The sequence below is a fragment of the Streptomyces sp. NPDC013455 genome, from assembly GCF_040632975.1.
Classification (GTDB): Bacteria; Actinomycetota; Actinomycetes; order Streptomycetales; family Streptomycetaceae; genus Streptomyces.
Genome location: NZ_JBEYCX010000047.1, coordinates 1 through 11,472, shown reverse-complemented (window position 1 = coordinate 11,472; position 11,472 = coordinate 1). Strand labels below are relative to the sequence as shown.

9 protein-coding genes and 1 pseudogene are annotated in these 11,472 nt (G+C 69.6%); 5 read left to right on the top strand and 5 right to left on the bottom strand.

Features of this window, described 5'->3' with window-relative positions:
• Positions 1–123 precede the first annotated feature (123 nt).
• The 3 genes from ABZ576_RS34095 to ABZ576_RS34085 form a co-directional block, all read right to left on the bottom strand.
• A complete protein-coding gene (locus ABZ576_RS34095; protein ID WP_190201688.1) occupies positions 124–291 on the bottom strand; it encodes a hypothetical protein in 168 nt (55 codons plus the stop codon).
• A gap of 86 nt (positions 292–377) precedes the next feature.
• Entirely contained in the window at positions 378–671 is a 294-nt protein-coding gene (locus ABZ576_RS34090; protein ID WP_360749920.1) for a hypothetical protein, read from the bottom strand.
• A 61-nt stretch (positions 672–732) separates the two neighbouring features.
• Positions 733–927 carry a zinc ribbon domain-containing protein gene (locus ABZ576_RS34085; RefSeq protein ID WP_360749917.1) on the bottom strand — a complete coding sequence of 65 codons (195 nt, stop codon included), beginning with the start codon at positions 925–927 and terminating at the stop codon, positions 733–735.
• Between the two features lie 289 nt (positions 928–1,216).
• Between ABZ576_RS34085 and ABZ576_RS34080 the strand changes: the two genes are divergently transcribed.
• The 4 genes from ABZ576_RS34080 (at position 1,217) to ABZ576_RS34065 (ending at position 6,920) form a co-directional block, all read left to right on the top strand.
• Positions 1,217–3,757: a Helicase associated domain protein gene (locus ABZ576_RS34080; protein WP_360749914.1), complete on the top strand. Its 2,541-nt coding sequence runs from the start codon at positions 1,217–1,219 to the stop codon at positions 3,755–3,757.
• A gap of 347 nt (positions 3,758–4,104) precedes the next feature.
• Positions 4,105–5,397: a DNA-binding protein gene (locus tag ABZ576_RS34075; protein ID WP_360749912.1), complete on the top strand. Its 1,293-nt coding sequence runs from the start codon at positions 4,105–4,107 to the stop codon at positions 5,395–5,397.
• Positions 5,398–5,551: 154 nt separating this feature from the next.
• Entirely contained in the window at positions 5,552–6,307 is a 756-nt protein-coding gene (locus ABZ576_RS34070; RefSeq protein WP_360749909.1) for a TnsA-like heteromeric transposase endonuclease subunit, read from the top strand.
• Positions 6,308–6,314: 7 nt separating this feature from the next.
• A complete protein-coding gene (locus tag ABZ576_RS34065; RefSeq protein ID WP_360749906.1) occupies positions 6,315–6,920 on the top strand; it encodes a hypothetical protein in 606 nt (201 codons plus the stop codon).
• Here ABZ576_RS34065 and istB read toward each other — a convergent pair.
• Complete coding sequence (gene istB / locus ABZ576_RS34060; protein ID WP_360749903.1) at positions 6,849–7,619, bottom strand: IS21-like element helper ATPase IstB; 771 nt, start codon at positions 7,617–7,619, stop codon at positions 6,849–6,851. The genes ABZ576_RS34065 and istB overlap by 72 nt on opposite strands.
• Positions 7,616–9,012, bottom strand: a pseudogene (gene istA / locus ABZ576_RS34055) (IS21 family transposase). Before istA ends, istB begins: the two are co-directional and overlap by 4 nt.
• 327 nt (positions 9,013–9,339) lie before the next feature.
• On the opposite strand from istA, the gene ABZ576_RS34050 reads away from it, so the two are divergent.
• Positions 9,340–11,472, top strand: a 2,133-nt coding sequence (locus tag ABZ576_RS34050; protein ID WP_360749900.1) for a Mu transposase C-terminal domain-containing protein, incomplete at its 3' end; no start/stop codon positions are given.

Here is an 11,472-nt window from a genome sequence, read left to right as displayed (position 1 = left end):
TGATATCAGTACCAACGATGCGTTCTCTTCGACGAACGTCATGCTTCTCGGGCTGACGGCTCTGGCTTTGCATGTGGCCGGGGGCGGTGACGGTCTGTCACCGCAGGCCGCCGAGTCATGGGGTCAGCGTCTGCGGGCCCAACCGGCACCGACCCCGGCCACATGCAAAGCCAGAGCCGTCAGCCCGAGAAGCATGACGTTCGTCGAAGAGAACGCATCGTTGGTACTGATATCAGCCGCGTTGATCAAAAACGCAAAGAAGAACAGTACTGCCGCGACTATGCCGAGCATGAGGAGCTCCTTCCACAAGGGGTGAAGCCCGTATGCCCGGCTAACGCTCCCGCAGACGCACGGAGGTCCGGGCCGTTCCTCAGCAGTCAGGCATGCGCATGGCGTCGCCGGGTCGCCCACCGTGGTGCGGCGTGGCGGGCGGGTTCAGCCGAGTCCGTGAGCTGGAGACGCTGGAGCCATATGGAGGATGTGAGCAGCAGGCCGGTGAAGATGGCCAGGAGGAGGGCGGATACCCACATCTGCCGGCTTCCGGCTGTCTGCCAGCCGGTCCAGGCGGTCGATGCCGCCCACACCAGGACGCCCACCGCGTAGAAGGTGCGGACCCGGCGCAGCTGCCGCACGGCCCGCAGGGACAGGATGCGATCAGTCGTGGATGCCATGCCGGCCCGTGTACCCCCGTTCACGCTGCTCACCAGACCGGGTTCACGCCTGCTGGTTCGGTCACCTCTGCTCGTGCTGCTGGGTTCGTCCTTCGAAGTCGCGTCGCACTGCGGCTCCTTGGTCTTCGATCAGCCCGTCACTGTCGGGGAGGTCCAGGACGGCGCCGCAGCGACTGCATAGTTTCCCGTCTTCGGCGGGCGTGCCGCAGGCCTTGCAGAACCGGTTGCCTCGGTTGTTCTCGGTCTTCTGTTCCATGATCTCTCCCGGATGATGGACAGTGATGACTGCGGAGTACCCGTGGCTTCCGTGTCGATTCTCTGGAGTGTCTGCTTCATTTTTTTGCTGCGATAGACTCTGGACTTAGGTGGCTGTAGCGCTGTGAAGGTGTGTAATCCGCTGAGACGGTTGTCTGTGCCCCGCACGGAGGTGTGCAGCCGGTGTCGTGATGGGAGCCGGGTCACTCAATCTTGGTTGTATGCACGGGGATTGGCTGTGTGTGGGCGCCTGAGAGCTGTTGTCCAGCTCGCCGGAGAGGGTGGATCGGATGGCTGTGAAAGGACTTCGTCCTCATCAGCGTGAGGCCGTGGACGCGGTTCTCCGAGCGCTCGAATTGCCTGCAAGATCTACTGTGACCGAGCGGGGGCTGCGGACTCAGGTGGTCATGGCGACCGGCTCGGGCAAGACCCTCGTCGCCGTGCGCAGCGCGGAGGAGCTCCGTGCAGGGCGCGTCCTGGTGCTCGTGCCCTCCCTCGATCTGCTGGCTCAGACCGAGGCCGCGTGGCGCGAGGGAGGCCGGACGGGCCCGATGATCGGGGTCTCGTCTCTCCGGGGTCCGGAGGCATCCTTCTCCAACACCACGGACGTGGACGAGCTGGTCTGCTGGGTCCGGCCGTTCGACAAGGTCACCGTGTTCGCCACTTACGCCTCCCTCGGGCTCGGCACACTCGAGCGAGCGCACACCGCGGGACTCCCAGGGTGGGACCTGATCGTCGTGGACGAAGCCCACCGGACTTCCGGACGGGTCGGCAAGCCCTGGGCAGTCGTCCACGACAACACCCGCATCCCCGCCCTGCGCCGCCTCTACATGACCGCCACCCCCCGGCTGTGGCAGCTGGACGACGACTCCGAGGCTTCGCCGGGCGGGCCCGGTGAGCTGGTGGCGAGCATGGACGACGACCCGGAGGGCCCGTTCGGCAGCAGGGCCTTCACCTTGACGCTCTCGGATGCCATCGACAGGGGAATCTGCGCGCCGTACCAGGTGGTGTGCGTGGACATCACCGACACCCACCTCCAGGCCGCACAGCTCCTGGGCGCGGAGGCACGGTCCGAGCAGGTGCGCGGGGCGCGGCTCGCCGCTCTGCAGACAGCGCTGGTGAAGGCCTCGGCCGAGGAAGGCTTCCGCAGGACGCTGGTCTTTCACCACCAGGTGAAGGAGGCCGAGGCCTTCGCGGCCGGCCTCTCCCAGGTCGCCGACCGGCTGCACGGGACCGATCCTGGGCTGTACCCGCGCACCGTGTGGGCCAACTGGCTGTGCGGCGACCACAAACCGGGCCACCGGCGTCGTGTGCTGGACGAGTTCTCCAGAGGGATCACTGCTGACGGCACGGTGGTGGAGAAGACGTTCCTCGGGTCCGTTCGCGTGCTCGGCGAAGGGGTCGACACCCGGGAATGCGACTCCGTGTACTTCGCCGACGTCCGCGGCTCCATGCCCGACCTCGTCCAAGTCGTCGGCCGCGCCCTACGCATCCAGCCCGGCGACGGCAAGGTCGCCTCGCTCGTGGTGCCGGTCCTGCTCGGGCCCGGGGAGACAGTCGACAACATGCTGACCTCGCGGGCCTACGGTGGCCTGGCGAAACTGCTGGAGGCGCTCAGGGCGCACGATGCCCGGGTGGTGGAGCAGCTCGCCGAGCAGCAGGCGCCAAGCCGTGTCAGAGGCGCACAAACCCGCTCCAGCGGCGACGAGGGCGAAGGGGAGGCCAGCGACCGAAGCGACCGACTCTCGGTACCGGCCCGGGAACTGCTGAAGTTCAGCACGCCCCGGGACCCGGCGCAGCTGGCCGCGTTCATCAACCTGCGCGTACTCAACCCCGAACACGCCCACTGGCGACGCGGCATCGAAGCCGCCACCCTCTACAACCGGCTCCACGGCGACCTGCGCGTGCCCTTCACCTACCGCGTGCCGGCGGGTGGGGAAGCGGAAGCCGAGGGCTGGCCCGCCTCCCTCGCCGCATTCCCTCTGGGGCAATGGGTGGCCGACGCCAGGCGCTTCTTCGCCTGCGGGGACATGGCCCCTGACCACGTTGTCCAGCTGGAGAAGCTCGGCATGGTGTGGTCGCACTACGACGTTGCGTGGGAAGAAGGACTCGCCGCAGCCCGCGGCTGGGCCGCCGAAAACGGACACCTCCTGGCCCCGACCGACACCACCTACAAGGGATACCGGGTAGGCATCTGGCTGAAGAACGCCAGGGCCGCCGCCCGCAGGGCCGCCGAGATCCAGCAGCGGCGCGCCGAAGGCCTCCCCGTTCAGTCGGTAGCCGGGGCACTGTCCGAGGAGCGGCGCGCACAGCTGGAGGACATCGACCCCTCGTGGTGCCCGGCCTGGCCCATCGACTGGCAACGCGCCTTCCACCTCACCCGACAGCACCTCGACGCCGGCGGAACACTGCCCATGACGCCGGGTGAGACCGTGCATCAGGGCGAGGACCTTGGACGATGGGTACTGGCGCAGCGGCTCGGCTGGGACAAGCTCACCGGTGTCCAGCAGTGGCTGTGCGAGCAGGTCCTCGGGATCGGGCCCGCCACCCAGGACGAGAAGCCCCGCCCGCGCCGTGCCCAGGCCGACAAATGGGCGATCAACCTGGCCGCCGCCACCCAGTACTACGAGCGTGAGGGCCACCTGCGGGTACCGAGGAGCCATATCGAAACGATCACCGTCGGCGGCGGGGATGGCGGCCGCGACGGTCAGGGGATGAAGGAACACCAGGTGCGACTAGGAGCATGGGTCGGGAACCAGCGCTCCAGAGCCGCGTCCCTGTCACCGGAGCGGGTGGAACAGCTCTCCGCCATCGGTATGCGCTGGGCATAACCCAGACGTACTGCGTACCCGTGGCGCCCCGGGAAGCGTACGTATCGCGTACGGGCCCACCCCTGAGTGTGCGGGTCGCGCGACAGGCGGCTGCTGGCAAGCACCCCCGGCCGCAGAGCACCCGCGACCTCGAGGCCTACCCCGGGGCCCGCTTTCCGTGCCCACCGCGACACCCGGCGTTCCGGGGCTGGGTATCCGTTATGAAAGCGGCCCGCCCAGGCGGCGAGCACGAGACCGTGGTGGAGTGACCCGCTACCCCGGCCTCCTGCGGACTGCTCCCCTTCAGGGAGAGACGACCTCGTCGCTGATCTGCCGCATCGCCCTCCGCTACGGGATGGAAGCGAAGGGTGCTGCGGGCCTGCTGGAAGTGGCGCAACTACCCGCCCGGGCATGAGGGCGGAGGTGCGCGGGCCGACGCCGAGGTGCTGCTGAACCCGGCCGGACGTCAGCTGCTGGCAGACATGTGCGGCGTCGAGGAAGCTGTGCTGGCACGGGCGTTGCCGTCCTGGGCGGAAGAGGATGCCAAGGTGCGTGCCGAGGATGGCGATCCGGTGGGGCTGTGGCGGATCGGTGGCGCGGTGGCCGGTCCGGTGGCGTTCGGCTGCCGTCTGTGCACCGCCCGGCGCACGGGGACGGCTCTCCGGGCGGTGCGGTACGCGCCGCGGTGGGAGCGGGCGTGTGTTCGGCATGGGCGTTGGCTGCTGGACGCCGACGCCGACCAGCCGCTGGAGCACCTCGACCTGCGTGCCCTGCCGGAGGTGGTGGCGGCGCAGCGGCGGTGGGTCTCGCTGGCGCGGCGGGCGGTGCGGGCCGGTGTGGAGCCGGAGCGGGTGTTCGCGCTGGCGCGGGCGGTGGTGGCCCGGTGGTGGGAGCAGGCTTACGGCTGGGAGCGGGAGATGGTCTGGCCGCGGCGCCTGCACCATGTCGCGGGCGGGGATGCCGGGGGTGATCTGGAGCGGTGGCGGGTCGTGGGGCGGGACGCGGTCGTCTTCCCGGAGGTGGTGGCGGTGGCCGAGGTGCTGCTGGACCCGGGCATGGCCGAGCTGGTGTGGGTGGACAGCGGTGCCGGGCGGCCGCGGGCGCTGCCCGCCGACGGGATGTTCTGCCGCAGGCTCGGTGAGCGGGTCGGCCGGCCGTGGCTGGGGCCGCTGGCCGCGACGGACCACGGCGGGCCGCTTCTGGCGTGGATGGGCAGTGTCATCCGTCTCCGCCGCGGCGCTGGCGGGTCGCCCGGGTACGACAACGACCCGTGGTGGCTGCGGCAGGAACACCGGGCCGCGACCATGGCCGGCCAGATGCGGGTGCTGGGCAAGGAGAAGAAGGCGCCCGGTTCGGGGACGATGTGGCGGGCTGCGGTGCCCGCCGAGCAGCGCAGGCTGATCACCAGCACGCTCGACAGCGTCCAGGAGCAGCTGCTGCAGCTGCGCGGGGTACAGACCGGACCGACCGCCGACGTCGCCCGACGGCTGCTGCGCGGCCTCGGTCACAGCGCCGGCCTGATCGAGAACGCCTGGAAGCGGACCGCTCTGGCCGCGGTGAACGGCGGCGTGCCCCTCGAAGAGGTGGCCCGATGGGTGGACATGCCCGTCGAGGTACTCCGGGAGATGCTGACCACGAGCGGGCGGGAGGGCGGCGGCTGAGCACGATGCGTTGAGGGCCGAGTCGCCTGTTAGCTGATACGGCACTCGTTCGTGGCAGAAACACTGAAAACAGCGGTGTGCACCGGCGGAAGCGGCTTGGCTGGCGCGAGTGACCAGCACAGGAGCAGCCCGGGGCCGGGCAGGGCGAGCGGGCGTGGACCAGGGCAGTGGATTCGAGGCGGTGTTCCTCGACCCGGTGGGGCACCCTGTGCAGCAGCGGTGGGCGGATGCCGCCCTGACCGTGGGGTTCGAGGACCTGCCGTCGGTGTCGGCGTTCCCGGTCATCCCGGGGCGGCGCTGGGGGCCGGGCCAGTGGTGGTCGGCGACCACCGGCAGGCATGTGGCCGCGGGGTCGAACGCGATGCGCGCCCAGCTGATGGTCCTGGACCGCGACCCGGATGTGACCGGCCTGGCGGGGCGGCCGGTGCGGCTGCTGTGGCGTGATCTGCGCGAGCAGGTGCGTTCCTGGGTGCCGCAGCTCTTCGCCCGCCGTGCCGACGGCACCGCGCTGCTCGCCGACTGCCCCAGCCACCCCGACGCGGGCGGGGAACGCGCGAGGAACGCCGCCGAGGCGGTGGCGCAGGCGTGCGCGGACATCGGCTGGACCTACCGGCGCCTCACACCGCTCGACGACGTGCTGGCCGGCTACCGCCACCCCCGCAACGCCGGCCACCCCGGCCTGACGGCGGCGGTCCTCGAGGCGTTCACGCGGCCACGGCCCCTGCTCGAGGGGGCCGGGGCAGTCGGCGACCCGATCGCAGTCCTGCCCGCCGTTGTCGCCGTACTCGTTGAAGTGCTCAGCCAGGTACGGATGAACGTGCTCAGCTTGGTGGACGGCAACCTGGCAGCCTCGTTGCGGAGACCTCAGAAATGGGGCCTCCTTGTTGCTTGGGCTGGGGAGAACGGATGATCGACGCATGGCCATGAACCGAGGTGCCTTTGACGACGTCCCGTTGACCACGCTCATCCCATTCCTGTCGCCTGCCGACGTGGAATCCCTGAGGAATGCGGCTCGGGCCGTCGATGCGGCTCGCGTCGACGGACACGGGGCGGAGTGGGAATGGGCACTGCAGCACGCGGTCTTCCCGGGCACGCAGCCGTGGACGCCGATCATCCTCGGCCTGGATGTCGTCGAGCATGCGGTTGGGGCCGATCAGCTGGAGTTCCGGCTTGAGGTGGTGTGGACAGACCGAGGCCGGCTCGCAGTCGACGCGGTGGTGAACGTGGCCTGCTGGTGCGACACCGATCACGCCACCCATGACGTCGACGCTCTCAGGCTTGTCGTCGGCGAGGAGAACTCGCTGCCTGGCGCCTTCCAAACAGGCGCTCAGGCGTGTGATCGGATGGCTGACCGACCCTCGCGACGCGGACTACTGGCGTGCCCGAGCGGGACTGCCCGCCCGCCAGCGTTGCTAGGAGGCTGGCGGGGCGACGACGGGGATTGCCTGTGGTCAGGCGACGTTGGTGTCGCGCTCGATGGCGGCGAGCCGGTTCTTGAGCCGGTAGCTCGGGCCGTTGATTGAGACGACGTCGCAGTGATGCAGGAGCCGGTCGAGGATGGCGGTGGCGAGTACTTCGTCTCCGAAGACCTGTCCCCATTCGCTGAAGGTCTTGTTCGAGGTCAGGATGATCGAGCCCTTTTCGTAGCGCTTGGAGATCACCTGGAAGACCAGATTTGCTTCAGCACGTTCCAGTGGCTGGTAGCCAACCTCGTCGACGACGAGAACGCCGGGCCGGAGGTAGGTGCGGAGTTTGCTGTTGAGGCGTCCGGCGGCTTCGGCGGCCTTGAGGTGGCGGACCATGTCATCGAGGGTGGTGAAGTAGACGGAGAATCCGGCTCGGCAGGCGGCGACCGAGAGCGCGACGGCGATGTGTGTCTTGCCGACCCCGGGCGGGCCCAGCAGGGCGGCGTTGCCCTTGGCCTCGACGAAGGCGAGGGTGGCCAGGTCCTTGATCTTGCGGGGGTCGAGTTCGGGCTGGAAGCTGAAGTCGTACTCGTCGAGCGTCTTGTGGTGCGGCAGCTTGGACAGCCGCAGGCCCTGGCGGAAGCGCCGGTCGTCGCGAACGGCGAGTTCCTCGGCGAGGACCAGGTCGAGGAAGTCGAGGTAGCCCATCTTGGCCTCGTCCGCCCGGCCGGCGTACTGGTTCAGGCTCTCGGCCAGGTGGGGCAGCCCGAGCCTGGCGGCTGTGGTGCGGATTCGGGTGCTGACCAGCTCGCTCAAGTGGGCTCCTCCGGTGTGGGGTGGGTGGTGAAGGGACGGGTCCCGGTCAGTTCGTCATAGACGGACAAGGGTCTGCGGCCGACCTCGACACGGACGGCCGCGGCCCGGTTCAGGAGAGCCATCAGCGAGCCTGCCGCCTCCTGGCCGAGTGCGTTCTGATGACGGGGCTGCAAGGGAACGTCCCCGGTGGTGGTCCGCCGGTTCTTCCCGTCGGGAAGGCCGTCCCAGTGCTTCTCGTCGACGACGCAGGCTCTGCGGCCGACGGCCCTGGGGTGGATCGCCAGCAGGGTGTCGCCGTTGGTGTCAGGGACGGTGGAATGCAGGATGATCTGAGACTTCGTGGCCCTGACTTCCACCAGCTGACGCGGGCGAACCTTGCGGGCCGGCACCGAGTAGAGGTTCGCGTCAAAGGCGACGAGGCAGTCCTTGCCGACGTAGCGAAGGTGCCGCTGAGTGACCACATAGGGCGTCGCCGGCAACGGTCTCAGGGCCCCGTGATCGCGGATCGCGCGGTGCCCGATGACCTCGCCGTGGGTGCCGTGGGACTTGGCCCGACGCATCGGCACCCAGGCGTTGAAAGCGGAGTCGAGTTCCTCGATGGAGGAGAAGGATCGTCCGGCCAGGACGTGATCGCGGACGATCAGGACTTGCCGCTCGACCCGGCCTTTGCCGGTGGGGCGGTAGGCGGCCAGGACGTCGATGTCGAAGTCGTAGTGCCCGGCGAATCCAACAGCTTCCGGGTGCAGTGGAACTGCCTCGCCCGGTGCGACGTGCCGGCGGACAACGGTCTTGGTCCGGTCGTAGACGATCGACATCGGCACCCCGCCGAAGTGGGCGAACGCTTGTCGGTGGCAGTCGAAGAAGGTGGCCAGGTCCTGGCTGGTAGTGAAGCAGCAGAACGGATCTCGCGAGTAGGACAAGGTCATGTGGAACGAGTAGACCTTTGGGATGCCGACGTGGGCGAGGATCTGCCCTTCGTCTCCCTAGTCGACCTGGGCCTGCGCTCCAGGAACGACCTCGAACCTGCGGTGCAAGCCGGCCAGCTCGCTCGGGCTGATGCCCATTTCCTCCGCGATCCGCGGTCGGGCCTCTTGCATGTAGAGCTTGACCCGCTGGTAGGTGCCGGTGAAGCCGTACTCGGCCACCAGCCGCTCGTGAACCACGGCACCCTTGATCAGAATCTCGGACCGCAGCATCGCGTCGATCAGCGGCGCAACCTCATCCACCATCCGCCGACGGCCATGTCCCGGCGCAGCCCGACGAGGCGGTGCAACCGGGCCTTCAGAGGAGAGGTACTTGCGGACCGTGCGGCGGTTCAGCCCGGTCTCCTTCGCGATCTCCGACAGGCTCATCGCCCCGGACTCGACAGCCCGCGGAAACGTCGAAGCTCCATCCACCGTTGCGGGTCCAAGACCACGGTCAGCCGCCCTCCGCCACCCTTCACAGGCCGGCAGCAGACTGCCCACGATCAACCCTCGGTACGTCCGGAGGTGAGCACGTTCATCCGTACGTGACTGGGCACGTTCACGTGTACGCCGACAGCCGTCTTCCACGCCCTGTGGCACAGACAGCTCACGGCCGGCCTGAGCACGCCGCTGCACGAACGCGCCATGGTCGGCCCGCGGGGCTGGAGCGGCCCCGAGACGGGAGATGCCGGGTGACCGCGCGGCGCAATGCCCGGCCCGCCGTGAAGGTCGGTACGCGCGTCCGGTTCCGTGGCGTGACGTGGCAAGTGGTCGCCCTTTCGGGGCAGGACATCCATCTCGTCGGACCGGACGGCGGCGGTGAGGCCGTGCTCGCCGGGCACCTGTTCGCCGACCCCGGCTTCACCCTCATAGGCGCCGATGCGCCGCAGGCGACCCCGCAGTGGGGACTGTTCGAGACCGCCCCCGCCGCCGCGCGTGAGAAGGCTCTGGCCTGGCAGCGGCACGTCAGGGAAGTCGAGTGCGGGCTGCCAGGCGGACCCGGCAGCGAAGGGGCGGTGCGGCCGCAGTACGACCCCGAACAGCACACGCTGGCCCAGCGCGAGCAGGCCAAAGCGGCAGAGTTGACCGCGCTGGGCTTCGGCCGGGTCTCGCGCACCACGGTGCAGCGCATGCGCCTGGCCTACCGCAAGCAAGGCCTGTGGGGGCTGCTCGACCACCGCACCACCCGTGCTTCCAGCCCCACCGGGCGGGCCGACGAGCGGGTCGTCGCCGCCGTCCGTGAAGCACTGCGCCGCTGCGGCCGCTCCAAGGGCACCATCAACGGCCTGTTCCCGCTGATCAACCAGATCCTTGAGGACCGGCACGGCCCCGGCACGGTGCCCGCACCGTCTCAGGCCACGCTGTACCGGCTCGTCACCAACCTCGCCCGGCCCGGCGAACTCCCCTCCGGACCCGTCCGGCAAGTACCGGCGAGCTTCGACGGGCGGGCGTTCACCCCCGCCACAGCTTTGCGGCCCGGGGAGCAGGTCCAGGTCGACACCACCCGCCTGGACGTCCTCGCTCTCTTCGACGACGGGCGCCTGGCCCGGCCCGAACTCACCATCGCCGTCGACGTCGCCACCCGCGCCATCCTCGCCGCCGTGCTGTGCCCGAGCGCGACCCAGGCCGTCGACGCGGCCCTGCTGCTGGCGGAGATGGCCGTCCCCCACCCCGCCCGGCCGACCTGGCCGGACATCCTGCGCATGGACCACGCCCCCGCACTCCCCCACCAGCGGCTGGCCGCACTCGATGAGCGTCTGGCCGGGGCTGCGGCCCGGCCCGTCGCGCTACCCGAGACGATCGTCGTCGACCGCGGCAAAGTATTCGTCTCCGCCGCGTTCACCGCCGCCTGCGAACACCTCGGCATCAGCGTCCAGCCCGCCCCGCCTCACGCCCCCACCGCCAAAGGCATCGTCGAGCGGGCCTTCGGCACCATCAACCACCTGTTCTGCCAGCACCTGCCCGGCTACACCGGATCCGACGTCACCCGCCGCGGCCCCGACACCGAGAAAGACGCCTGCTACAGCGTCGCCCAGTTGCAGGACCTCCTTGATGAGTGGCTGGTGCACTACCACCACCGGCCCCACGAAAGCCTGCGCCATCTGCTGATGCCCCGCAAAGCCCTCACGCCGAACCAGATGTGGGCCGCGCTCGTCGCCGTCGCCGGACACGTCCCTGTCCCGCTCACCGGCCGCGACTACCTCGAACTGCTGCCCGTGCGCTGGCAGGCGATCACCGCCTCCGGCATCCGCGTCCACCACCGCACCTACGACGCGGACCTCCTCGCCCCCTACCGTGGCCAGGCCTCCCCCGTCGCCGGCCGGGGCGGGAAATGGGAGATCCACTACAACCCCCACGACGTCCGCCAGATCTGGATCCGCCTCCCCGACGGCCAGCTCACCGAGATCCCCTGGATCCACCGCGACCACGTCCACCAGCCGTTCAACGACCACACCTGGCAGCACATCCGCACCCACGCCCGGCACAGCAACCACGACGACAGCCAGCAGCGTGAAGCCGGCCTGGCCGACGCCCTCGACCAACTCATGCGCCGCGTCCCTAGCGGCCACGCCACCACCACCGAACAAGCTCTCCTCGCCCGCGCCACCACAGCACCCATCCCCGCCGCCCGGCATCCGCAACACGACACCGGACCCACCACCGACGAACCAGCGCAGCACAGCAACAACGACGAAATCCACCGCCTCAACCCCCGCACCACCACCGGCGCCCAGACCGCCGACCTGATCAAAGACCTCACCGAACGCCTGCCCGCCACGTTCGTCTACGCCGGCATCAACGTCACCGACACACCCCTGTTCACCGGCACCCGCGGCGCCCAGCTCGCCGACCGCGCCACCCTCATCACCTGCGGCCCCCTCCCCGCC